Here is a 25942-nt window from a genome sequence, read left to right as displayed (position 1 = left end):
ATGTCTTTTCAAATAAATGCCAAAGCTGATGAAGTGTTCGTGACCTTAGAAAAAGAAGTATATGTTGAACAAGCCTCTAATTTTAGAGAAGCGCTTATGCCCTATCTTAATAATGGATATAAAAACTTCACCTTAGATGTCAGTTCCTTAACCTACATTGACAGCTCTGGTTTAGGTGTTTTAATCGGCATTCAAAAGCGAGCAATGTCGAATGGTGGAAAGGTTGTTATTAAAGGACTAAATGGACAAGTAAAGGAATTATTTGAACTTACAAGATTAACAAAAATATTTGAGATTGTGGATTAAAAAAGTGAGCCGCCTATCCCCTCTAACCTGGATTGGCGGCTCTTTAATTTCCTTTACTATATAATTCGATTGTACAAATTTCCCATTCCGGATTAGTCTCACTTAAAATTTGTCTTACCTCATACTTTGTTTTTGCTTTTACTTTTAATAAATCTATTGAAGCCCCTTTTTTAACCCAAACATTATATTGGTTACTAGTTTTATTTGTGGTAACTTGAGGATTTTGAGGTTTAGCCTCTTTTTCTTTTCGTTCAATTTTAATGTCTAAATCTAACGCATCTAATACTTTATACAACGTATCAAGCCTTGGACGATTTGTTACACTCGTTAACCGTGATATCGCTGGAGAACATAAACCAGTCACTTCCTCTATATCTTTAAGTGATAAATTAAGCTCTTTTCTCCTCGCCTCTATCATGTTAGCAATCTTTGAATAGCGATTAATATAGTCATGATTGCTTTCGATCTTCGTTTTTGATGTCATGCTCTCCCCCCCAGTCGCATTCTTGTATCTAAAATATAATTATACAACTAATTTGTTGAAGTTTGTAAAAAAAACAAGAAATTGGATAGCTAATTCCTCAAGTTTACTTTATATTTTAAATAAATCTACTTTTAAAATTATTAAGTTTAGTTGCATAGGAGGAAATTGTATGGTTAAAATGTCTGTTAGAAAAAAACTTATAACAGTTACCTTGTTGTTATTAGCAATACCAAGTCTTGTAATAGGACTCATTGGCTTTAGTACAGCAAAGTCAAGCCTTGAAGACCAAGGGAAAATCGGATTAAAGAACAACGTCAATATGGCGTTGGAAATGATCAAATCTCTTAATGAAGAAATAGAAAACGGACATCTAACCCTTGAGGAAGCCCAAGAACGATTTAGAGTTGCAATTCTAGGAGAAAAGCAGGCAGATGGCACACGTCCAATCAACAAGAATATAGACATGGGGGAATATGGATATTTTGTTGTATATGATAGAGCTGGCAAGAATCTTGCGCATCCAACTAAGGAAGGCGTGAACATGATCGATGTGAAAGATGAAAATGGCGTACTATTTGTTCAAGAACAAATTTCTAGAGCGGAAAACGGTGGTGGCTTCACAACTTATAAGTTCGCTTTGCCAGATAATCCGAATCAAATTGAATCCAAAATTACGTACACAGCGAAAGCTCCCGAATGGGGCTGGTATATTTCAGCAGGTACATACATGATTGATTTTAATAGTGGTGCAAATAAGATTTTAAGCACTTTATTCATCTCGTTAGGAATTGCACTTGTACTTGGGGCTATAATCATTTATTACTTTGCAAACTCTTTCTCAAAACCCATTATTGAAATTGCCAAAAATGCTGAAAAAATAGCGGGAAAGGATCTATCAATTGCAATTTTAAATGTAAAAAATAAAGATGAAATTGGTGAACTTGCAAAAAGCTTTAACTACATGGTTACAAGCTTAAGAGCGATGATTCAAAATATTGATGAAGCCTCTCAGCAGGTTGCTTCAACTTCTGAAGAACTAATGGCAAGTAGTGAACAAACGAGTCAAGCGACGGAACTTATTACTCAATCCATCCAACAAATTGCGGTTGGTTCAGACTCTAGTTTAAAAGGAACAAGCGAGGCAAATGAGGTTGTCTCTGAAATTTCTAAAGGAATGGACCAAATTGCTCAAAATATCCAAGAAGTTTCCGATACATCTTTACAAACCTCACAAGCTGCAAAAACAGGCAACGAAACGATAAAAGACTCGATTGAACAGATGAGTCTAGTACATCAATCAACTGAAGAGATGAGCAAAGTCATAACATCACTTGGTGTTAAGTCACAAGAAATAAGTCAAGTAATTTCACTCATTACAAATATCGCAGAGCAAACAAACTTACTTGCACTGAACGCTGCGATTGAGGCTGCTAGAGCAGGTGAACATGGAAAAGGCTTTGCCGTTGTAGCAGATGAAGTTCGAAAATTGGCTGAACAGTCTGGCCACGCTACAAAGGACGTTAGTCAATTAATTTCTGAAATTCAAAAAGAAGTGGATCAAACCGTTCGTGCAATGGAAATGGGACAAAACCGCGTAAAAGAAGGCATTGTTTCTGTTAACAACGCGGGTGAGGCATTTAAGCAAATTACAAATCATGTAGACCATGTGTCTGCACAGATTCAGGATGTTTCGGCCGCTGTTGAGGAAATTAATGCGAGCACAGACCAATTAGTGCAAGTAATCAATGAAGCCCAAAAAATCGCCGAACAACAGTCAAGTTATTCGCAAAATGTGGCTGCATCTGCTGAGGAACAAAATGCATCCATGGAAGAAATCGCTGCAGCTTCCGGAATGCTGGCTGATATGGCTGAGAAATTACAACACACTGTTTCGTCTTTTAAATTATAAAATTGCATATGCGTTTTTTGTAAGGAACAGGACTGCACCTGTTCCTTTTTATTTTTTCAAAGAACTACAAATAGAATTAGAAAGTAATGACTAATATTGTGAACTATTGGGGAATTTACCATTAAAGGAGGGTTAATTAATGAACTATAAAAAATTATGGGTCTGGCTTAGCCTGGTCATTATTATTTCTTTTGGTATTTTAGGATATTATGGTGGTCGTATCTATCAGGTCATGCCACCGATTCCTGAAAGAGTTGTAACAGAGGATGGCATTGAATTATTTACCGGTCAAGATATTAAGGACGGACAGAATGTTTGGCAGTCGATTGGCGGTCAGGAACTCGGTAGCATTTGGGGCCACGGAGCCTATGTTGCACCTGACTGGAATGCTGATTGGCTGCATCGCGAAGCATTATTTATTTTGGATAAATGGGGGCACGCAGAGTACGGAAACTATTTCATAGATTTAAATGAGGAACAACAAGCACAACTGCGAGCACGTTTAACAAAAGAAATGCGAACGAACACTTATGATGAAGCAACAAAGGAATTGGTTATTTCTAATGACCGCATGGAGGCTTTTCAATATTTAAGCAGCTATTATAGCGGCTTATTCATGGATAATCCTGAGCTTAGTGAATTAAGAGATCAATATGCTATACCAAAGAATACAATTAAAAGTCAAGAGCGTATGGATTTAATGAATACCTTTTTCTTCTGGAGTACGTGGGCCACCGTTACTAATCGACCTGGGGATAATGTTTCATATACAAACAATTGGCCAAGTGAAGTTTTAGTTGAAAATCGGCCAACAAGTGAACTAATTATCTGGTCTATCATTAGTTTTGTTATGCTATTAGCGGGAGTTGGTGCACTTGCGTGGTATTTTGCGGTGCAACGTCATAAGGAGCCACATCTACCGGAAGTGTATCCTGAGAAGGACCCATTATTAGGGTTAGCTCCAACTCCTTCGATGAAGGCTACATTGAAGTATTTTTGGATCGTAACTGCATTGATCGTCGTTCAAGTTGGCCTGGGTGCAGTAACTGCCCACTATGCAGTAGAAGGTTCCGGTTTTTATGGAATCCCAATCCAAGAATGGATTCCGTATTCTGTAACACGAACTTGGCATACTCAATTAGGTATATTGTGGATTGCAACTGCATGGCTTGCAACCGGTCTTTATATGGCCCCTGCCGTTTCTGGTTATGAGCCGAAGTGGCAACGCGGATTAGTTAATTTCCTGTTTATCTGCTTGCTCATTATCGTTGTAGGTTCAATGGCTGGACAATGGATGGGTGTATTCCAAAAGTTCGATTTCCAAGCAAATTTCTGGTTTGGACATCAAGGTTTTGAATATGTTGATTTAGGACGTTTTTGGCAAATTTTTTTAACTGTTGGTTTGTTTTTATGGTTATTTTTAATGGGGAGAGCTCTTTTACCGGCCTTTAAGAAATCATCTGAAGACCGTCACTTATTGGCAATGTTTTTACTCGCTGCTACTGCTATTCCTTTATTTTATATTCCCGGTTTATTGTGGGGACAACAATCACATCTTGCGATGGCAGAGTATTGGCGCTGGTGGATTGTCCACTTATGGGTTGAAGGATTTTTTGAAGTGTTCGCTACAGTCGTTATGGCTTTCCTTTTTACAAGAATGGGGCTTTTGCGTACAGGAACAGCGACAGCTTCTGTATTATTCTCGACGATCATTTTCTTGTTCGGTGGCATCATCGGAACATTCCACCATTTATATTTCAGCGGAACACCGATGGGCGTTCTTGCCTACGGAGCGGTGTTTAGTGCTTTAGAGGTTGTTCCACTAGTATTAATCGGATTTGAAGCCTATGAAAACTTAACATTAAGCCGTACAAGGGAATGGGTTAAGGAATACAAATATGCGATCTATTGTTTCGTTTCTGTTGCTTTTTGGAATCTTGTTGGAGCAGGACTGTTTGGATTCTTTATTAACCCGCCGATTTCACTATATTACATGCAAGGGTTAAATACAACACCGCTCCATGGACATACAGCCCTTTTTGGAGTATATGGGATGCTCGGGATTGGATTGATGCTCTTCTGTTTAAAAGGACTTACAAGGCAAAAACATTGGAAAACAAAGCTTTTAAGCTTTTCGTTTTGGGCTATTAATATTGGACTTTTGTTAATGGCACTATTAAGTTTATTGCCGGTTGGTTTATTACAAACATGGGCCAGCTTTGAGCATGGCATGTGGTATGCACGCTCAGCAGAATTTTTACAAAAGGACATTGTTCAAACCTTTGTATGGCTTCGACTAATTGGAGATACCATTTTTGCAATTGGCATATTAGCTTTAGGCTGGTTTATTATTGGCTTAAAGACTGGACGGTCACTTCTTGACAAAAATGCAATATCTTAAATTTTGGAATAAGGGGCTGACATACCTTCAGCCCCTAAATGTTTACAGCTTCCTTACTGTTCAATTCTGTTAACTGAAATTGATCTTGAGTTGCAAGCTCCTTCATAATCTCGACAAGTCGGGAATGGTGTGTAAAGAAGATAATTTGGGTCTCTTTTGACAGTTCTAGTAAAATTTTAAGTGTTTCTTTTGAACGAACATCATCAAAATGAACAAGAATATCATCCACTATAAATGGAATCGGCTCATTTTCGTTCCCATATTTTTCTATACTAGCTATTCTGAGCGATAAATAAAGCTGATCAATTGTCCCATCACTCATACCGTCAATGGATATCTTTTCACCATTGTCGCGAACACCCATTAATACCCTTTGATCCTTTTCATTATAATCTACGATCAATTGCGAAAAAGATTGTAATGTTAACCTTTCAAAAAGCTCGCTTGCACGTTTTAAAATTGGATCCTGATTTTGGTTCCGATAATATTCAATCCCTTTTTGAAGAAGGGTTGAGGCAAGCTTTATTTGAATATATTGGTCTGTTAGGTCCGCTAATTTCGCATGCATGCTTTCCTTTTTTTGTTCAGCCAATACAGAGGAGGTATTGTTCCCTTGGATTTTTTCCTCGAATTCCTTTTTAATAACACCATGGGATTGCTCCAACTCTGAGCGAACAGGTTCAATTTCACTAAGTTTTCTATTGATTTCTTCTAACTCAACATCGATACTGTCCCGATCAAATTGATCAACCTCTTTAGTAATTTCATGAAGAGAAAGCCCACCGCCGATATCTATTAGCTCTTCTTCTAAAGTACGGATTCTATTTTCGTAGTCTTTCTTTCCTATAAACTTTACTTCAACTTTTTCTAATTCCTCAATACTGCTGCATTTTGCTTGCATCATGAGATCATTTAAATAATTTTCAGCTGCATCAATCTCAAGGACAGCTTCTCTAATTGCTCTTTCAAGTCTCTTTATATGATTGCTTAATTCTTTCGACCTTACTTTATCCTCTTTCGCCTGCCCTAGTTTCGCGTTCAATTCGCTTACCACGATATCTACGGCTTTTTCATCATAGGAAAGTGAAGTGGATTTTAAGAGATTGTGCACTCTTTCTTCATAATGGGCAATTTGCTCTAGAATCGAATTATGTTTTTTCTCAACTCCATTTAATTCATCGTATGCCTTTGTACATTCCTCGTACATATGGACAATTTTTTCGGCAACTACTACTGAAGTCGTATCGGTTATATTAGTACCGTTAATCGCTTCCAACCATTGGTCTTTCCAATTCTCCAATTTTTGATAAAGCTCTTTATTCCTAAAGGAAAGATTATTAATTCTATGCTTTATGCCTGAGATACTATCATCAAGTCTTGTGCGCTTATTCCAATCTTCATTCACTTTTCTCTGTTGTTTTTCTGCCATTTGCAATAACTCTGCCAGTGTTTTTTGCTGATCAACATCGACAAGTGAAGCAAGCACTGTTATTAACGATTGCTTATATTGGGCTATCTTGTTTTCTAATTCGCGAATAGCTTTTTGTTCTTTCTCATAATCATGGAACATGCCTTTGATTTGTCCATACTTTACTACCCATTCCCTCATTTCCTCTGGCGATAATGGCTTAATGGATGTTGATTCCCAAAGCTTGTCCCAAGATTTTTGCCAGTCTGCTAATTCCTTTATTAGTTCATCCTTCTTCTGTTCAAGTTCAATAATTTTGTCTTTACACCTTTTGATATCATCCAGGTGCTTTTTCTTTGCCCCTACCTTTTCGGCTTCACTTCTCATTTTGTCTGCAACAGCATCTGCATCAGTTACCAAGTTTTCATAAACTGATTCGATCTTTTTCCCGTTCGTAAACTCGTTAAAAGCTTGTTCATCCAAGTCTCCTCGTTCAAGCTTGGTTCGAATGAACTTCCAGCCTTGATCACGATGAGAACGAATCGATAATAATTTATCCTCGGACGGTATTTCCGTTAATGCTTCCAAATGGTGGATTTGTTCTTCATAATTTGAAATTGACTCAGTTTGAATTATGAATTGTTCATTTGTTTTTTCTAGGTTTTTTAGAATCTCGGTATACTCTTGCTCATACTTCTTAATTGTTTCGGCAAGTACAGGAACTGATATCTCTACTAATTCTTTATATGTTCCACTCCATAACGGCAGTTGTTTAACCATTTCCTCAAGAAGTTGCTCTGTTTGATTGTTATCGATGATACATAATTTTAGCGATTCTTCTATATCACCGGCCCGTTTTACAATGTCGATGACATTTTCCAACTCTTCAATGTTTGGGGGCACAGGAAAAGAAAAGTATTCCTCTTCCTTCGCTTTTAAGTCACTTTCAATTTCCCGTCGCTCTTTTTCATTCGTTTCAAGAGCCTGGTCAAGCAATGGTTTGTCTTTACACAGCTCACGAATTTTTTCCTTTTTCGCTAACCGTAGACGGTATTTTTCGATATGATCAAGCCGGGCATGAACAGAATCTATTTCTTTCATGAAGCTAATGACTCTTGCCTCAAGCAATTTTCTTTCCGCTTCCAACATTGGAGCTTGTTTTACATTATTTTGATAGCTTTGCAGTTCCCGATAAAGAGCATCAATTAACGCAGCCTGTTCTAATAGACCTTCAGGGATCGTAATTTCTTGAAGCTCCTTTTTTGTTTCTTCCCATTCATCTTCAGCTTTCATTTTTTCTTTCCCAGCACTCTCTAATCTTTGTACCATTTCCTTTCGAAGCTCTTCAATATTATCGGGCAACGCCGGTACTTCACCAAGTTCCAACAACTTATTTCTTAGTTCCCTTAATTTTGCTATTTTAGGTAATGTCAACTTCATTCGTTGAAGCTTTTCCCGTTCACTCGATAATATTTTTACTTCTCTTATGAGGCTCTCAATTTCTTTCTTACCATTATTATATTTTCTTTCAAGTTCTTTCCAGTCTTGGACCTTTAATTGATATTGGGCTATTTCTTTTCTAAGTTCTTTTTCTTCCTTTAATAGTTTATTTAACTCCGGTGTCGACCCTCTCTTTTTGTATAGGTCAGCGGACTTTTTCTCCAGGTCTTCAAAAACTTTTCTTAGCACACTTATTCCTGATGCGGCTGAAAACAAGCTTTCTCCTAAATTTCCTCCGCTTTCTAGCAGGCTTTCCCCACCTTCACGAAGAGTTTCATGATTAAGGGCAAACATATTTGTAAAATGGTTGTCTGAAATTCCATGCAAAAATCCATCAATCACCGACTCATTAAGCACGTTTCCATTTGTGTCAATGATTGTGTTCTTTTTACCTTTTCGGCGAATATATCGAACAGTTTCACCCTCTGTATTTTGAAGTTCTCCTTCAATCCTTAGTTTCGTATTCCCATGTAAAAATGCGTCTAAAGTTTGCTGTGGAAAGCCGAATAGGAAGTGATTAATGGAACGTAATGCCGTACTTTTCCCTGCTTCATTTAACCCGTAGATAAGATGGAAATTTTTCGATGGATCAAAATGAATTTCATAATCAGTAAAGTGACCGAAGGCCCGCAAATTTAAATAATTAAATCGCATTTACACTTCCACCCCTGTCTTTGTTAAATAATAAAGAATTAAATCTTCAACATCCGCCAATTTTTTCTTTATTAAATCGGGATTGGTAAAGTCAAATCCATCTTCACCATTTTTGAGTTCATAAGGCAAGGATTGCTGCACGTCTTCAAATTCAGCTAACAATTCTTTTATCATTTCATCATTATTTTCAATATCATTAATGAAATCTAATATAACGGCAATTGGTGTATGCTGGGCCTTTAGTGCATGAACATCAATTAAATGAGAGGTTTCAATTTTAACCTTTTCAACCCAAACATCTCCTATACCAACTTCTAAGGCTATCGAGCGGATATTATTCGTCAAATGCTCTTTAGCAACAATTAACTCCTGATGAGCCTTTGTTGGACCAATAATCCGGAACCGAACAGCCAAGAACCGCCCTTCTGCATCTTGAACCTTTTTTTCTAATTCCTCATGGATTCTTTCCATTATTTCCTCAAAATTTTCAAGACCGCTTACATCAATTTCACAAAGTTCCCAGCGTAGTACATCCAGTGACAAATGCGTATAAGACTCAATTTCACCATTTTCCACCCTCACAAGTGTGCATCCTTTGTCACCTGTTTCTTTTATATGTCTTCCTTGAATATTCCCTGAAAAAAGAATAACAGGTTTATTTTTATGAAGGACTTCACGTAGATGGATATGACCCAACGCCCAATAATCGTACCCTTTTTCCTTCATATCATCGATTGAACATGGCGCATAGTTTTCATGATCTTCCCGCCCTGTCGCACTTGTATGAAGAACACCAATATTAACACAGCCTTCAATTCTATTAGGGTAATTTTTTACTAGATTCTCTTCTATTGATCGATGAGCGAAGCCTTGTCCGTGTATAGCAACACCGAGTTCGTCAAGGATAATAGTTTCCGGCTCCTTTGTTGAAAATTCGAAGACATTATCGGGAAGCTTCAATTCCTTCGTTATTAAACTGGCAGCATCATGGTTGCCACGGATAAGGAATACTTTAATATCAGCTTTTTGCAAACGGACCATTTGACTGGCAAAAAACAAACCTGTGTTGTAATCTTTCCAGTCACCATCATATAAATCGCCAGCAATGATGATGAATGAAACCTGTCTCTCAATCGCTGTGTCTACTAAATTCCTGAACGCATCTCTAGTTGCACTACGGATTCTATCAACCGGTGCTCCTTCATATTGCTCAAGTCCTGATAATGGACTGTCAAGATGTATATCTGCAGCATGAATAAATGAAAATGACAAGACTTCATCGCCTCCAACTTTTTCCTATTTCCCTATCGTTACACCTATTATAGCAAACAAACGTTCCTAATAACAAGCTTTAAAAATTCACACAACTTTAAAAAGTCTATCACTATTTAAATGGTAGAATAGTATTATAAATAGTAGAGGAGAGATTTCTAATGTTCTCAAAAGTACTTGTGGCTTATGATGGATCAGATTTAGCAAAAAAGGCTCTACAAATGGCAATGAAACTTTCTCAAGAGAATCCTGATTTGGGTGTCGAAATCGTACATGTTTACCAAATTCCCACAGTTGCAATTGGAGAGGGGGTTTATACCCCTTCCGCCCAGGCTGCTATGAACTACCTTGAAAATGCTCAAAAAGTCTTAGCTGAAGCCGAAGAATTAGTAGCAGGTACAATTAAGAATTTCAATGTAACATTAAAAGAAGGAAATATTGCGAGAAATTTATTGGATCATGCCAATGAGACAGGATGTGATTTTATATTGATAGGCAGTCGCGGACTTAGCGGCATAAAGGAATATTTTCTTGGCAGTGTCAGCCACAATGTTGTTCAAAAATCTAATGTACCAGTTTTAATCGTTAAATAATATTAAAGAAGGAAAACCTCCTTGGCGGATTTATGCAGCCTAGGAGGTTTTGATATTATGATTGTTATCGTTGTGCTAGATATTCTTCAAAAGTATATCCATTTTCATAAATTACTGTTGCCACATCCTTGCCAACATAACGAATATGCCAAGGCTCGTAAATATAGCCAGTTATGTCTTCTTTCTCTTTTGGATAGCGAATAATAAAACCATACTTATGAGCGTTGTTCTTTAACCAAATTCCTTCTTTTGTTTCACCAAACTCTTCTATTAAATCATATCCAACATACTTGGATGTTACATCCATGGCTAGTCCTGTTTGATGTTCACTTTGTCCAGCCTCGGCACTCACTCTTCTGGCTTCCTTTTCCCCTTTTTTGGCAACATTTGAAGCAAAAATTGCTTCCTGTCTTGAATAGGAACGATATCCAGAAGCACCTAATAATTCAATTTGCTCCTCTTTTGCCGCAGCAAATAGTTCTTCTAGGGCTTCTGCAGCAGCTTTGCGGACATAGCGTTTAGGGATGTCCTCTTCAAAAGAAAAAGGAATATTTGGTGCAACTAAATCGCTAGGTTCATAATCTTCAGGTAGTGTATTTTTCTTATTTACTAAAACTAATAGATCATCTGGGTTTGAAACCACTTTGATAACTTCATCTTTCTTTTCAATACTGTCTGTATTTTCTTGAGGTGTTTCTTTTTTTATTGGCTGCTCTGTTACTTCAGAGTCGATTAATTTTTCCTCAATTGGAACAGCGGCATCTACACTTTGCGCACTACTATTAATGATTTCAGCATTGCTACAACCAGTTAGTACCAGCCCTATCGTTAATGCGATAAATGGCTTTTTCATTATTTATAACTCCTTTTAATCTATTTTTCAAATTCTATTATATTATAATTCTCATGTCAACGAATGACAATTTTCTACTATTTTTTATAAAAAACTTGGTAATCTGATAGAAAAGCTAGTTCCCTTGCCAATTTCACTAGTAACTGAAATCGTTCCCTCATGTGCTTCCACAAATCCTTTTGCAATGGATAGACCCAAACCAGTCCCACCTTGATCCCGGTTTCTTGACGAGTCAGTTCGGGAAAAGCGGTCAAAAATTGTTGGTAAGATTTTCGGATCAATACCTGAACCTGTATCGGAAATCGTAATTACCACTTCACCTGTGTTTTTATCGTAATCCGAAAGAATCGTTATTTCACCGTTTCGTGGTGTATGTCTAAGCGCATTATCCAATATATTAACAATGACCTGCGTCATCCTGTCCTCATCTAATGGAAGTATAATTTCTTTAATCAGTAAACGTTTTTTAAGTGTGATATTTTTGTCATCAGTTAAAGCAAGGAAGTTTGAAATAACTTTATCAAGGAATTGATTCACATTTAAAGGCGCTTTGTTTAGCGGAAGTTTCCCCGCTTCTGCTAAAGACAACTGTTGAAGATTGTTAACTAAACGGGAAAGCCGGTAAACTTCATCAACAAGAAGCATAATTTCTTTTTCGTTCGCTTCAATCACACCCTCCTGGATAGATTCGAGTTTTCCACGAATAATCGCCAGTGGTGTTCGAAGTTCATGGGCCACATCTGCCATCAGATTTTGTCTAAGCCTTTCATTTTGCGCCAACTGTTCTGTCATATGATTGAAAGCTTGTACAAGATGATAGAATTCATCCTTTTTATTAACCTCAACGCGAAATGAGGTATCACCGGATGATACCTTCTCGATTCCTTTGAGTAATTTAGCGATCGGCTTTGTCAAACCTTTAGCAATGATAAAACCTACTGCAACAGCAATCAGGCTGCCAATCATTGTACCTAGTAAAATAGTAGAATTAGTTGAATGGATAAATTGCTTCACTAGATTTTGCTGGATTAAATCTTCTTCACGGATTATGATGAGCTCACCGACTTTTTTATTATTAAAAAGTAAGTCACGATGAATCCCTGGAACCTCCAAAGCCGGTTTTCCATTATATAATTGTTTAGAGTCAGCAATAATAACGCCTTTGGTGTTAGCTATTAATACTTGCAGATTGAGGAGCATCGGTGTTCCCACCATCCCCCCATGCCTTCTCCCCATCATCATTTGATTGGACTCTAGCACTTGTTCTACATTTTGAAAGCTATGATTTAATTCGTAATAGCTTTCGAAATATATCTCCAATCGATCAACTATTCCCATTTCTTGATTTACTAGAAATTGCTGAAATTCCGTTTTGATTTGATTTTGAAAATAAAAATACTGAAATAATCCCATCAATAATACAATTGTCGTTACCGCAAAAATTAATTTTGAGAGAAGCTTCATAGTTCTCCACCAAACCGATAGCCAATCCCATACATCGTATGGATATATGTGGGATTATGCGGGTCATTTTCCACCTTTCTTCTTAAATTGCTTACATGTGTATCAATAGAACGCTCATAATTGGCATAGGTTTCACCAAAGGCAGCATTCATTAATTGCAGGCGACTATAAACTCGTCCAGGTTTTTGCGCCAACGTGGCCAAAATTTTGAATTCCGTCGGGGTTAAATTTATTCTTTTTCCACTGACAAAAACTTCGTATGTGGATAGATTAATCATGATCTCTCCATGCTCAAGGATTTCATCTTCATCTACATCTGAATCTTCATTTGTAGCTCTTCGTAAAACCGCCTTGATCCTTGCAGAAAGTTCCCGCAAACTAAATGGCTTTGTAATATAATCATCTGCTCCCATTTCTAAACCTACAATTTTATCAATCTCATCGGTCTTTGCGGTCAGCATAATGACAGGTAACTTCTTTTGAATTGAGCGGATTTCTTTAAGTGCTTCATAGCCATCCATTTCAGGCATCATGATGTCCAACAGTACGATATCAATTTGGTCATTTTTTATTGCTTGAACGGCACTGTTGCCATTTACCGCCTCTACAGTTTCATAGCCCTCATTTTGTAAATAAGATGATATCATTTCCCGAAGATTGTGTTCATCATCAACAACTAGTACTCTTTTAACCAATCAAACCACCTCTTTCATCTTAATTATAATGAATTTTCCCTTGGTAGATTGTGGACATTAGGGGAACATTAACAAAAGCCAAAGGCAATTTTTGCCCTTGGCTCATCTTTTAAATCCTATTATTTTACCACCACATTGGACCGGCACCCATTCGTCCTCGTCCCATTCCTGGATTTGCACCCGGCATCATGAAACATCCTCCACCTCTATGGTAGCCGGCACCTCCTGGGCCAACTCCTTCAGCATCAATCATATTCTCAACCATGGCCTTCATATTTTCCAGCATTAAATCTTTTTGCTCGTTAGTAATTGTTTTCGCCTTTACCATATCATCGAGCACGGTTTCCCTTTCAGCGATAACTGCTTTTACAACTTCAGCAGCACTAATATCCTTCTCATTCATTAGCTCTGCAATAGACTTTCCGTCCAAGCAGGCTTTATAAAGCTCATCACTAGTCATTCCCAGCTTTTCAGCAATGATTTCATGCATAGACCCTTGGAAATAAGAGCCCATGAACATTCCCATCCTTCCGTACATCGAAACATTGTTATTTGGTTGAACTTTTGCCGGAGCGTTCGCAGCTTCCCCCAGTGTCGGATTAGTCATCCCAAATGCCAATGTACCCACCATCACTGCGCCTAAAAACACCTTAAATCCTTTCATCGCACATTCCACCTTTCTATAATTCTATTATTCTTTCTCTACCTTAATTATAGAAAATCATTTTATAGGTAACGTCAGGAAATTATTAAGGAATTGTTAAGATTTCAAGCTGTTTTAATGGTAAAAAATAGTTGTATCAATCATACCTACGGCTTCGACCAACAAATCATCAAATTCTTTTTTTGCATTGTATTTTAATGTTGCATCATCCTTTTGATCATTATATTTTTCTTTCTCTTCCTCTACTAATTTTTGTTTGACCTTTTCGGAATTTATTATAGTAAAGTAGCGTTGTTTCTCGTAATTCCAGAATTTCTCTTCGCCAAAGGAAGCAATCATTTCCTTGAAAGTTGCTGATGAGGATAATTCCTGCTTGATGGCTTTCATTCTTTGTTGCACTTCCTCCTCTGTAGCAGAGACCCCTTTTAAATCTGCTAAATAATCAACCGCTCTTAATTCTACAATCTGTGAAATCAGGGTTTGTTCTGGTGGACATGTATCATCATTTGGCTTATTTGCTAGTGCATTCTGTAGTTGAGCACGAAAACACTCATAATCCATTTCTTCCTGCGCTATTTTCTTTCCGCCGACGCTCGCATAAATCTGACCACTTTCATTTTGATTCTCATTTTGTTTTGCTGTTGTCACACTCGTTTTTTCACTCATACTCTTGTTTTGTTCAGCTGTTGCCGTTGATCCACTCTGATTATTACAGCCAGCCACAACGACTAAAAATATTAACAAAATAATGTATTTTAATATTTTCATTATTTTCACCTTCAATTTATGCATTCATTGCGTATCTCTTAGTTAAAATTTCGTGATAAATATCCTCTAATGTAACCTCTTTTATTTCAATATCCTTTATATTTTCGAACGATTGTAAAGCTTTCAAGGCTTCCAATTTTTCATCATAAGTACATGACAAAATATAGGAATCCTTTTGCACTTCAATTGGATAACTCAATTTATTTGTTAGTTCTGCCACATCTTGTATCCCCTTAAATGAAACCTTTATTTTCACTTCATCTTTAGCATTTCTTTTTAAATCTTGAATATTGCCAAGTGCAACTAGTTCGCCGTCACTCATAATTCCGACCCGGTCAGCCAAATCCTCTACTTCACTTAAAATATGGGATGCGAAAACAATTGTTGTTCCTTCCTCATTTAAATGTTTGATAACTTTTTTGAATTGAATAGCCCAAAATGGATCCAACCCTGATGTTGGTTCATCTAAAATTAACAAAGGTGATTTCGGTAAAAGGGCGATGGCAAATCCAATCCTCTGCGTCATTCCCTTTGAAAAATCGCCTACTTTCTGATTTTTATAATCACTTAAACCGACAATTTCCAGCACCTCATCCTCATTTTTCTCCGGAATGTTCTGAAGCTCCGCAAAAAAATGAAGCGTTTCTTTTGCTGTCAGATGTGGGTACAAGGCCATAATTTCCGGCAAATAGGAAAATTGTTGTTTTGCATTTTTTTGAAATGGGGCTACATCAATTCCATTTATGCTAATTTGACCCGAGCTTTTTTGGATTAAACCCGTCAGCATTTTAATCAGTGTACTTTTACCTGCACCGTTATGACCTAATAAAGCAAAAATTTCACCCTGATTTATACTTAAGCTTATATTTTTTACTACTTCCTTTTTTCCATATATTTTTTTTACATTAGTAATACAAACGATAGGGTCTGTCATTTCAACACGCTCCTTTTAAAGAAAAACACTGTTAATAGAAGCGGAATGATGATCCATGCGAATATTCCACCCGTAAGCAGTATTTCACTTGAAACATTGGTAATCATCCGTGTTAACTCCACTAAACTTGGTCCAAAGATCGTTTCTCCTCCTAAATTTACAATTGCCAACGTTCTCACCGAATCAGTTGGATTGAATAGAATCGAGATTAGCAGAAACATCGCCATAGAAGTACCTTCAAACAGATTAGCGGCTGCCATGACGAGTAAATCGTAAATAAGGATAAGGAAAAACCAAATAATGGTACTTACAATAATGGCTGTTATTCTTTTCTTTGCAAGTACAGAAATTAGCATCGATATGCTTAAAAACGATAATACAAGGAGAATCGATAACATGACGAAAATTAAATATGACTTTGCATCTGCAATCGATACTTTAAAAGCAACAACCATCCCCATCAGACCAAAGCCAACAGTAATGGTGAGAATTAAAGCGGTGGCCATTCCACAATATTTCCCAACTATAAATTCAACAGCACTAATTGGTTTCGATAGCATTAAGTTCATCGTTCCGTGTTCCCGCTCCCCACTTATAGACGTACTACCCAATAAAAGCGTAATCATCGGAATTAGAAAGAGAATTAAGTTGAGTAAACTGGCCGTTGTCTTATTAAAGCTTTCAAACCCTAGTCCGGTACTTTTTATAATCCCCATGTAAATGATAGAAAAAGAAAGCACCATAAAAATAACTAAAAATGTATAAAACCAGCGATTACGAATGGAATCCAGCAATTCCTTTTCAATGAGCACTTTAATTGTGTGTATGTTCATTCTCATTATGACTGCTCCGCTCTTTTATTTTCTCTTTCACTTGATTCCACAACATCTTTTCACCACTGGATTCCGCTAAAAATTTCTCTGCATTTGTATGACTTGAAAAAGCAAGGAAACCATAATTCATGGGCGTCTCGACTTCGTCTGTAAAGACAAACGCTGCATCCTCAACTTGCACCCATTCTCTGCTATAAAAATCTCTGACATATGGTTGTCCAACTGGCAGGTTATCATTTATATACATGGTCATACAGCCAATATCATCGAATTTAGAAATTTGTCCGCTAGGCGTGACAATTTGGGTACTAAACTGGTTATCTTGCACCATCATTGTACAAGCCTCACAAATATCTACCTCCTCATCAATGGCCTCGGGCATAATGGTTCCTACCTGTCCGCAAGAAGCAAGCAGCAAAACGAGTAGAAAAAGAGAAAAGAAATTTCTTAAAATGTGTTTACCCATGCGATTCACCCCATTCAAAATCATCTGCCAAAACGAGTAGATAGGCGTACTAATAAACGAATGCTGAGAAGAACAACTACAAGTGAAACTAAAAAGGTAATCATTCCAGCTTTTTTACTTGTTTCAGTTTCCATACCTTCTAAAAATGCTCTAGAGTTTAGATCCTCTAAAAGTGGAAAAGGATCAACAACTTCAGCCCGTTCAATGACCGGAAACATTTTATCCACCGTCTGCAGCATTTTAGCAGTTGGACTTTCAACAAACAAACGAAAATGAGGGTATTTATACATAAAAAACTCAAAAGCCGATCCTGAATGATGCGCGTTGTCGCCAATTCCATCTTTTTCAATATCAATTCCTGAATAATCGCTCCAATAGTTTCCTCTATTTCCGTAATACCATTGATCATTTATTGTTATTTCATTAACCAACACCTGCTGAAGATTATCAATAAAGCTATTTTCATAGATAACATCATCCCAGTTACTACCGAGAACCTCCATTCCGATATCATTCTGAATGATGGTATTTTTCCTGAAGATGTTACCTCTCGATAAATCCGAATTAATGCCAATCGAATTATTAAAAAACAAATTATTTTCAACGATGCTATCTTCTACTGTTTGAAAAAACATCCCAAATGCCCTGTAGCCCCGATTGTTTTCAAAAATATTTTGTTCCATGTTAATCCTTTTCGAAAACATGATAGCGGCACCGGAAACATTGTTACTAAAATAATTGTTTTTAAAGCTATTGTCATTGGACCACATATAGTGCAACCCATAACGGATACCACTTATTTTATTATTAGTAACAATGGTCTTGTCTGAATGGTCAAAATACATACCATCCCGGACATCTGTAATTACATTTCCATCAATTGTATTATTTTTTGAATTAAAAAAATGAAATCCATTCCCACGTTCCGAAAACTTCTTATCTTTCAAACCATGTATTTCATTGTCTTTTATTAAATTACCTTCCGAACTATCAATATAAATGCCGAATAATACATCTTCAAATACATTATTCATGATTTTTGCATCATTCTTTTGATCAATTAATATTCCCGCATCATTATCAAGGAAATTATCACCGCTACCCTTAATTGTAAAACCGTTGATGACAACATTTGGACTTTTAATCGTAATGACATGTTTTTGCTTGTCGCCTTCAATAATGGCTTTATGTTTTTCAATAGATTCCAATGTTATAGATTTAATAATTTCTAGCTTTTCCTTATAGTTACCAGGGTAGACTTTAATGATGTCGCCATTTTTAGCCTGTTCTACTGCATCAGAAATAGTTTCGCACGATTTATCTTTTCCAACCTCAAGTTCTGCTGCATAGCTTTGTCCATCCATGAGGCAAAAAATTAGGATTGAAAAAAATACAGAAATCAGGCTGACTTTTTTGCCCATAATTTTTCACCCCATGTGCCGAGGAATACACCAATGGCGCTCAACACAAGGAAGTAAAAGCCACTTCGAAATGAACTATAAGTTGTAAAGTTAGCAAGTGTATTATCCCCAACAACAGGTGGTACAAATGGGTCTACTTTAATTGGTGCATCTGGAGATAAATTTGTTCCAAATGTATTAAGCCAATGATACATATCATACATACCTAGTGCGCCGCCGACTACGAATAAAAGACAAACAAGATAGGCTAGTTTTTTATATCCAAAAATGGCTGTTAAGGCTGTTAATATCACAATTCCCCAAATGATAAAAGGAATATATTGAAGTTCAGGAAATCCTTCTTCACTGATTTCTTCCATGCCAATATAGTGATTTAAGTTATTCAGAATATCAATTTCACCAGATAGTTTCGATGGATGGACAATAATTGCGAGACCTTCTGGATATTGTGGTGCTTCTAAATCTAAGCCCCACCATGGCAATAAGGAGGAAATGCCCAAAAGAACAGCTCCTGTAATAATCAATACTCGGCTTATGATGGATAATTTTTTTGAAGTTTTCATTTTGACTCCTCCAGTTATCAGTAAAAGGGAGGATGTCTCCTCCCTAAAATATTGTCTAGCTCCAGCGCCCAGCGACTCGTATACTTCGCTTAACTAGCTTTAAGCTTTTCTTACTATTCTTTTGGTTTAACTAACATATAACCTTGCATTTCTTGGTGAAGCGCTGAACAGAAGTTTGTACAGTAGAATGGGAATACCCCTGGCTTGTCTGCTTTAAACTTAATTGTATTTGTTTGACCTGGTTGAACCTCAAAGTTAATGTCATATAAGTTAATACCAAATCCATGCGTGATGTCTTGGTCAAGGTCGATATTAGTTAAATGAATTGTAACTTCATCGCCCTCATTCACTTTAATTTCATCAGGATAAAAACGTGAGCGCACGGCAATTCCATAAACAGTCACTTTATTTCCATTTCTCTCAATTCTTGCATCTTCCTCAGACCAAATAGCATCAGGATTGTTTTCATCTTTTTCATAAATCTTCACCGGATTAATTTTGTCTGCCTTAATAATTTGGGCGTAGTGTGGCTCCGGATCAATTGGTGCTTCATTGATAATTTCCATTTTGTCACCCTCAATATCGATTAATTGCATATTTTCAGGATGTGATGGTCCAACTGGCAAGTGGCGGTCCTTAGCTAACTTATTCAATGCCACAAAGTATTTTCCATCCGGGCTTACCGTATCCCCTTCAGCAGCAGAGCCATGTCCAGGGCTGTAATGAACGGTTACCTTATCAAGAACCTTCCATTCTCCAATTTTCCATTTTGCAACGGTACTTTCAACGAAGTTTGTTGTGTAGGCATAGCCATCTGTTCCAAATTGTGTATGCAATGGTCCGAGTCCTGCTTCAACTTCTGCTGCCATGACAGAATTATAATTGACAACAGGAATACCTCTTACCTCGTCAGTAAAATCTTTATTTTCAACGGCTTGCTTAAACTTTTCAAAATCATACGCTGTTACAATTGGTGACAGTTTTCCATTTCCAACAAAGTATTTTCCATCAGGCGTAACGTCTACACCGTGCGGGCTTTTTGCAGCGGCTACTGCATAAACGATTCCTGGGGCTTTCTCAGGATCAATGACTTTTTGGCCGTTTACTTCTTCGAACTTGCCATCCTTAACTGCCTGCTCAGCAGCTTTCCAATTGATTGCAAGAATATAGTCTGTTTCATTTTTCGAAGCATTTACTTCTAGTAAATGGGTCGCCTCTTCTGTATTATATGTTGTTAAAAATGCCCATCCGTCTGAAGGACCTTTACCTGCATCAGATAGGTCAAAGTTCCATGGTGGCAGCTTTAATTGCCAAGCAGGTGTCATATGACCTGTTTTTTGATCAACACTAATTGCCTGTAGTGCACCATTATAGGACTCCTTATACTGTTCAAGCTCTTTATAAGAACCATCCATTGGGACAGAGAATCTCGTACCCATCATAAAATATTCAGTATTCGGTGTTACGAATACGGCGGAGTGTGGACCCATGATATTCGGAATTGGTCCAATAATTTGTTCTGTATGGAACGTTTTTAAGTTAATCATCGCTGCACGATTGTTTGCATTATCATTTATAAAAACAAATCTGCCATCATAATCACCATTTGTCTCACTTAATGACGGATGGTGGGCATCACCCCATGTAAAGCCACCCATCAACTCTTTCGTACGTTCATCATATCCATACCCTGTAGCTGAGTCTGGGGAAAATACTGGAATTGTACGAATTCTTCGTAATGATGGCACCCCGATAACAAACATTTGTCCAGAGTGACCGCCTGATGAAAACATATAGTATTCATCGTGCTGCCCTGGCGGCACAAATGCTTTATTTTGGGCAGATGCAATTTGCGAACTGCTCATTGTTGGGGCAGGGCCATCAGGTTGGATCACAATATTTCCGGCAACCATACCTGCAATAATCCCGATAACCATAGGGACATACCATTTACCAAATTTCATTACCTATACTCCTCCTCCGTAGTTTTATTGCTCACTGTATTCTTTTACAATACTAATAACCTTCTCTTTTTCCTCATCTGTTAGCGGTGTAGTTCCAAAAACCGCTGACATCGTTCCTTCCGGTTCTTCTAAAAATTCCTCTAATGATTTACCAAATCGATTCTTTACATCACCATAAGCAATCGCTAAATCTGGCGCTGTTCCATTTCCTTTAGCACCGATCGGGCTTACAGCATGGCAGGCAATACATCCTTTTTGTACCAGGATATTATCAGTGTGCTCTGCTAGATTAGGTTGTGCCGTTTCTGTAGTTTGTTCAGCTGTTTTATCTGTCACATCAGCTGCTTCCGAAGAATTTGTACTTTCTGTCTGTGGCGGTGGTTCAGTTGTTGCTACTTGCTTGTCATTATTAAATAATAAAGAAACCATAAATCCTACTACAATTCCAACCACTAAAAAGAGTATCCACCGAAAAACCTTATTCATAAATCTCCCCTCCCTCTCTCTTTAATTTCTTTGAGAAAACATTAAAGTAAAAATTCGCAAACCTTGCACATTATCTGCACAATTTCTGCATATTTCAACGATACCAATGGACGTATCCCGCAACCGTGATACAAATCACGAAATACTGTGTCGAATTTGTACAGTTTTTGTCAGAATTGTGTTAAAATTTCAATTAATTTATGTTGGAATTGTGTTGAAATTGTGATGAAATGGTGTTGTCGTACCTATTTGTGCTGAGTTTTTGGAAGATGGAGATGGTTCTATTCGGGGTGGGGGCATAGCCAATCAGCCCCCATTAAACGATTCAATCAATACGGTCTTCACACTTACTTTAATCAATTGCTCAAACTTTTCTTTTAGTGTCACATTAACCTCGACCGATTTATATACATCTTCAAGCGCTCTAATCACTTGTTCCTTTTTACGAATCATCTCTTTAAGTTGATCAAAGCCGTATTCGCCTAAACGGATATTTAATAGTAACTCCCGCACAGGGTCTTTTGCGTCATACTGCATCGCTTGTTTGAATGAGCTAAATGAGAATTTTTGATACCGGTCTAAAAAATCAAGTATTCTATAAGAACTCATCGCATGTTTATAAGTTTTACCAGGAAGCTCCTTTCCTTTATCCCGATTAAATTCTTTCATTTTCTGCATATACATACCAAGGCAAGCATCATAAAGGTAAGGTAAATTCATTTTTGCAAGTTCATCTCGTAACACAATAATTTTGGAATATAGCTCCTGATCGTAGACTTCATATTCTTCTGAAAAAAGAACTTCCATGAAATTTACATTTGATTTATATAGTAAATTCGGCAGTTTTCGGATATCGTGGTATTCAATATCTTCATCATCACTAACAAAGGCTTTCGAATATTGGCCGCCTTCGTAAAGATCATCAAAATTAGGATAGAAAAATATTTTATAATCCTTATCTGAAAATTCATTATTCAAATTATAATTATGGCTACCTACCAGCGCTTTGAAACAGAGTTTTCTTTTTGACAAAAATATCACTCCCACATCATAAGCTTTACATTTATTCCATTATTTTGTCCAAAAAAAATAGAGAGTCATTTTAGACTCCCCACCCATACCTAATTTAATCTCTAATTTCCTTCTCCTCTATTTCGATCGAACTTTCTTCTGAATTATCATCTAAATTTTCATCTTTCACAAAACTGCTATTCTCTAATTGGAACTTATTAACTTCCTCAAATAAAATTTTAGATAGTTTTAACAGATCAGCAGCAGATCGGTTAACCTCTTCGATTGCTTGAATTTGATTTTCGCTGCTTGCCGATACTTCTTCACTAAATGCTGCTGATTCTTGGGAAACAGCGCTTATTTCTTGCATAGCCGAGAACAAATCTTGCGAAGTTTTATTTACCGTTTCCAAGGCTCGACGGATTTCCACTGTACTTCCATCAATGACAGCAACTTGATTTACAATGTCGTCAAAAGAGTTAAGTGTATGAAGAACCGAATCTTTTTGCTTTGCATTATAGATTTCCAGCTTTTCAGCTTCCCTCGTTGAAATGGCAATTTTTTCGTTAATGGTGGCAATGACTTCTTGAATATTATTTGTTTCTTGTTTTGTTTTCTCAGCCAGTTTGCCTACTTCATTAGCAACAACTGAAAATCCTCTCCCAGCATCCCCAGCCCGAGCAGCCTCTATTGCAGCGTTTAGGGCAAGCAACCCTGAGTTTTCTGAAATCTCTCTTATTGTCTCTAGAATTTTTGAAATTTGGTACGACTGATCTGCAACCTCCTGAACACTATTAATTAGGGTTTGGGCAAGATCAGTATATTCTTTCGAAGTATGGTCGAGCTCATTTACAACTTTAATCCCAATTTGACCTTTTTCACTTGTTGTTTTTGCTTGGTGAGTAATTTGTTCAGCATGATCATTAACATTATTTATTTGGGTTAAAATTTCCTCTATTAATCTTGAGCCTAAATCTATATCATTCGATTGCTTTTGGGCCCCAGAAGCTATTTGTTCAATGGCTTCATTTACCTCATAAGTCTGTGTGGCAGTTTGATCAGATAAGGTAGACAATGCATTTGAAGAAGAAGATAGCTGTTCAGCTGCCTGTTTCACTTTTTGTAAAGATGTTTGAACATTATCCGCCATCTGATTGAATGCGTTTGCTACTTTTCCTATTTCATCCTTAGATGTTGCAACAACACGATGGGTTAAGTCACCCTTCCCGATAATTTCAGCCCCACTGTGAAGATCCATGACCGATTTTGAAATCGATTTAAAGATTAGATAACCTAATAAAAGAAGGATAAACAGCACGCCAGCACTTATACTAATCATAATAATGATTAGCAAATTCATTTGCTTTTCTTTGTATTGAAGAATCTCATTATTCTCTTCAGCCAACACTTCGTTTACTGATTGAACTTCTTTATTCAAATCAGATATTATTGTTTGAAATGTATTCGATGAAGAGATTTGGCTTATGATTAGTCGTTGAACCTCCATAAATGCATAAAGGTAGTTATCAAGTAGCTGTTTATCACTACTTGAGTAATTTGCATTTGTTGCGATGTGATTAGTAAGCTCCTGTGAAAGTTTAGAATATTCATTTACAGGTATGTGATCAGCGATAAAATCTTTTTCAATCATTCGGAGCGCTTGATATAACTGAACTGCTTTTGAATCGCCTTTTGCCTTGATCGCCGACTCTAATTTACCGGCGGCCTCATTTAGTTTTCCTTTCATACCAGAAGTCGGATTATAGCCTAATTCTTGTTGCCTATTGACTAGCTCCCGGAAACGACTATCATACATCGTGGAAAATTGAAGCAGCATACGAGTACTATCCTTAATCTTCTCTTCATCACTCAATTGACCAAGTGTTTCAACTGTTGATTTAAGCTGTGTAATCTCCTGTTCCACGAGTTTTACATTTTCTTCATCAAATGATTGTAAAAATTCCGTTTCATTAACCCGCGCTTGGTTAGCGTGAATTATAATATCCTTTCCCAACCCTACTGCCTGAATAACGCGTTCAATTTTTTCATCCATAACACCCAGCCTATTAAACGCATAAAAGACGGCACCTAGTAATAACGCTAATCCGATAACTGCAGTGATAATAATTCCTAATATTTTTTTTTGTATAGTCATACACTCTACCTCATAAAATATTTTTTCTTTATTTTAAAGCTCTTCCAATTTACTTAATATTATAAATTTTATAATAGATATGTCGTTAATTCAATTTTTTTCTATATTTTTATAATTTTTTATTTGTGAAAGTAATTAGAAGGCTTCACTCCCATAAGAAAAGGATAGCTGGCATTAACCAACTATCCTTTTCTTAACCAATTTTTTCTTGACATTTCGGTGCTAAATGTAGATCTGAACATTTCCCTGCTTTCAATATAAAGCTATTTGAGTATACCGGAAATCTTTCTTGGAGTGCTTTACCAATTAATATTACCTTGTCTAAATCAATTCCAGTTTGGACCCCCATTTCCTCAAATCCATGAATAATGTCTTCAGATGCAATGTTTCCACTTGCATTTGGGGCATAAGGGCAACCGCCAAGCCCTGCAACTGAACTATCAAAATCCGTTATTCCTTCTTCAAAACCTGCCACAGCATTTGCAAAAGCCATGCCGCGAGTATTATGGAGGTGCATCGAGAATTTTAGTTCAGGATATAGATCCCTAATTTGGCCGACAATTCTTTTTACTTTTACCGGATTTGCCATACCAGTTGTATCAGCTAGAGAGATATCGTAAATTCCTAGATCAATATATCTCTTACAAATCTCTGAAATTCTTTCAATTGGAACATCACCTTCGTACGGACAGCCAAATATAACCGAAATAGACCCAGAAACGATGATTGATGAATGCTGTGCACGGGTGACTAGCGGTTCAAATTCTTTCATAGCATCGAAAGTTTTTCTATTTGCATTACTGAGACTGTGTGAATCAGTAGCGGATAACATTAACTTCACCTTATCCACCCCGGCCTCTATTGCTCTTTCTAAACCTTTTAGGTTCGGAACCAAAGCTCGTAACTTAACATCCTTTCTACGATTGATTCCATTTAACACTTCTGAAGCATCCTTTAACTGAGGGATAGCTTTAGGATGAACAAAAGATGTAACCTCAATTTGACTATAACCACAATTCATCAATTGATTAATAATTTCTATTTTATCCTCTGTTGATATGATTTCAGGCAAACTTTGAAAACCATCCCGTGGACAAACTTCAGTTATTATTATTTCTTTAGGAATGTTCATAGATTC

General features: G+C 37.0%; 22 protein-coding genes. 4 read left to right on the top strand and 18 right to left on the bottom strand.

Annotation, left to right across the window (positions count from 1 at the left end):
• Nucleotides 1–306, top strand: a complete 306-nt coding sequence (locus tag BAZO_RS00205) for an STAS domain-containing protein (protein WP_003329198.1) — start codon at nucleotides 1–3, stop codon at nucleotides 304–306.
• 43 nt (nucleotides 307–349) lie between these two features.
• On the opposite strand, the gene BAZO_RS00200 is transcribed toward BAZO_RS00205, so the two are convergent.
• Nucleotides 350–790: a helix-turn-helix domain-containing protein gene (locus tag BAZO_RS00200; RefSeq protein ID WP_003329197.1), complete on the bottom strand. Its 441-nt coding sequence runs from the start codon at nucleotides 788–790 to the stop codon at nucleotides 350–352.
• 169 nt (nucleotides 791–959) lie between these two features.
• Between BAZO_RS00200 and BAZO_RS00195 the strand changes: the two genes are divergently transcribed.
• Both BAZO_RS00195 and BAZO_RS00190 read left to right on the top strand, forming a co-directional pair.
• A complete protein-coding gene (locus tag BAZO_RS00195; protein ID WP_003329196.1) occupies nucleotides 960–2699 on the top strand; it encodes a methyl-accepting chemotaxis protein in 1740 nt (579 codons plus the stop codon).
• A gap of 139 nt (nucleotides 2700–2838) precedes the next feature.
• Nucleotides 2839–5100, top strand: coding sequence for a nitric-oxide reductase large subunit (locus BAZO_RS00190; RefSeq protein WP_003329195.1), 2262 nt, complete (start codon nucleotides 2839–2841; stop codon nucleotides 5098–5100).
• Nucleotides 5101–5134: 34 nt separating this feature from the next.
• Here BAZO_RS00190 and BAZO_RS00185 read toward each other — a convergent pair whose 3' ends face one another.
• Entirely contained in the window at nucleotides 5135–8662 is a 3528-nt protein-coding gene (locus tag BAZO_RS00185; protein ID WP_003329194.1) for a YhaN family protein, read from the bottom strand.
• Complete coding sequence (locus tag BAZO_RS00180; protein ID WP_003329193.1) at nucleotides 8663–9934, bottom strand: metallophosphoesterase family protein; 1272 nt, start codon at nucleotides 9932–9934, stop codon at nucleotides 8663–8665. It lies immediately after the preceding gene.
• Between the two features lie 161 nt (nucleotides 9935–10095).
• Here BAZO_RS00180 and BAZO_RS00175 point away from each other — a divergent pair, with 161 nt between their 5' ends.
• Nucleotides 10096–10527: a universal stress protein gene (locus tag BAZO_RS00175; protein ID WP_003329192.1), complete on the top strand. Its 432-nt coding sequence runs from the start codon at nucleotides 10096–10098 to the stop codon at nucleotides 10525–10527.
• A 64-nt stretch (nucleotides 10528–10591) separates the two neighbouring features.
• Here the strand turns inward: BAZO_RS00175 and BAZO_RS00170 are convergent, their stop codons facing one another.
• From BAZO_RS00170 to BAZO_RS00100, 15 genes are all read right to left on the bottom strand, one after another.
• Entirely contained in the window at nucleotides 10592–11380 is a 789-nt protein-coding gene (locus tag BAZO_RS00170; protein ID WP_003329190.1) for a M15 family metallopeptidase, read from the bottom strand.
• A gap of 84 nt (nucleotides 11381–11464) precedes the next feature.
• Nucleotides 11465–12844 (bottom strand): sensor histidine kinase, encoded by a 1380-nt coding sequence (locus BAZO_RS00165; RefSeq protein ID WP_003329189.1) that lies wholly within the window; start codon nucleotides 12842–12844, stop codon nucleotides 11465–11467.
• Nucleotides 12841–13539: a response regulator transcription factor gene (locus tag BAZO_RS00160; RefSeq protein WP_003329188.1), complete on the bottom strand. Its 699-nt coding sequence runs from the start codon at nucleotides 13537–13539 to the stop codon at nucleotides 12841–12843. The genes BAZO_RS00165 and BAZO_RS00160 overlap by 4 nt, the downstream gene beginning before the upstream one ends.
• 124 nt (nucleotides 13540–13663) lie before the next feature.
• The gene (locus BAZO_RS00155) at nucleotides 13664–14203 is read right to left on the bottom strand and encodes a hypothetical protein (RefSeq protein ID WP_003329187.1); all 540 of its coding nucleotides are present in this window, start codon (nucleotides 14201–14203) and stop codon (nucleotides 13664–13666) included.
• Between the two features lie 114 nt (nucleotides 14204–14317).
• A complete protein-coding gene (locus BAZO_RS00150; RefSeq protein ID WP_157382019.1) occupies nucleotides 14318–14971 on the bottom strand; it encodes a hypothetical protein in 654 nt (217 codons plus the stop codon).
• 16 nt (nucleotides 14972–14987) lie between these two features.
• Entirely contained in the window at nucleotides 14988–15905 is a 918-nt protein-coding gene (locus tag BAZO_RS00145) for an ABC transporter ATP-binding protein (protein WP_003329185.1), read from the bottom strand.
• Nucleotides 15902–16744, bottom strand: a complete 843-nt coding sequence (locus BAZO_RS00140; RefSeq protein ID WP_003329184.1) for an ABC transporter permease — start codon at nucleotides 16742–16744, stop codon at nucleotides 15902–15904. The genes BAZO_RS00145 and BAZO_RS00140 overlap by 4 nt, the downstream gene beginning before the upstream one ends.
• Nucleotides 16719–17204 carry a nitrous oxide reductase accessory protein NosL gene (locus BAZO_RS00135; protein WP_003329183.1) on the bottom strand — a complete coding sequence of 162 codons (486 nt, stop codon included), beginning with the start codon at nucleotides 17202–17204 and terminating at the stop codon, nucleotides 16719–16721. Before BAZO_RS00135 ends, BAZO_RS00140 begins: the two co-directional genes overlap by 26 nt.
• 20 nt (nucleotides 17205–17224) lie before the next feature.
• Nucleotides 17225–18625 carry a nitrous oxide reductase family maturation protein NosD gene (gene nosD, locus BAZO_RS00130; RefSeq protein WP_003329182.1) on the bottom strand — a complete coding sequence of 467 codons (1401 nt, stop codon included), beginning with the start codon at nucleotides 18623–18625 and terminating at the stop codon, nucleotides 17225–17227.
• Nucleotides 18604–19188, bottom strand: coding sequence for a hypothetical protein (locus BAZO_RS00125; protein ID WP_003329181.1), 585 nt, complete (start codon nucleotides 19186–19188; stop codon nucleotides 18604–18606). The genes nosD and BAZO_RS00125 overlap by 22 nt, the downstream gene beginning before the upstream one ends.
• Nucleotides 19189–19301: 113 nt before the next feature.
• Nucleotides 19302–21152, bottom strand: a complete 1851-nt coding sequence (gene nosZ / locus BAZO_RS00120; protein ID WP_003329179.1) for a Sec-dependent nitrous-oxide reductase — start codon at nucleotides 21150–21152, stop codon at nucleotides 19302–19304.
• Between the two features lie 24 nt (nucleotides 21153–21176).
• Nucleotides 21177–21638, bottom strand: coding sequence for a hypothetical protein (locus tag BAZO_RS00115; RefSeq protein WP_003329178.1), 462 nt, complete (start codon nucleotides 21636–21638; stop codon nucleotides 21177–21179).
• Between the two features lie 306 nt (nucleotides 21639–21944).
• Nucleotides 21945–22679, bottom strand: a complete 735-nt coding sequence (locus tag BAZO_RS00110) for a DNA polymerase beta superfamily protein (RefSeq protein WP_411844574.1) — start codon at nucleotides 22677–22679, stop codon at nucleotides 21945–21947.
• An 85-nt stretch (nucleotides 22680–22764) separates the two neighbouring features.
• Complete coding sequence (locus tag BAZO_RS00105) at nucleotides 22765–24804, bottom strand: methyl-accepting chemotaxis protein (protein WP_003329176.1); 2040 nt, start codon at nucleotides 24802–24804, stop codon at nucleotides 22765–22767.
• A gap of 193 nt (nucleotides 24805–24997) precedes the next feature.
• Nucleotides 24998–25936 (bottom strand): hydroxymethylglutaryl-CoA lyase, encoded by a 939-nt coding sequence (locus BAZO_RS00100; protein WP_003329175.1) that lies wholly within the window; start codon nucleotides 25934–25936, stop codon nucleotides 24998–25000.
• Nucleotides 25937–25942: the final 6 nt, after the last annotated feature.

Origin of the sequence: Schinkia azotoformans LMG 9581 (genome assembly GCF_000307855.1) — a bacterium.
GTDB lineage: Bacteria > Bacillota > Bacilli > Bacillales > Bacillaceae_J > Schinkia > Schinkia azotoformans.
This window is presented reverse-complemented; position numbering and strand designations above follow the sequence as displayed.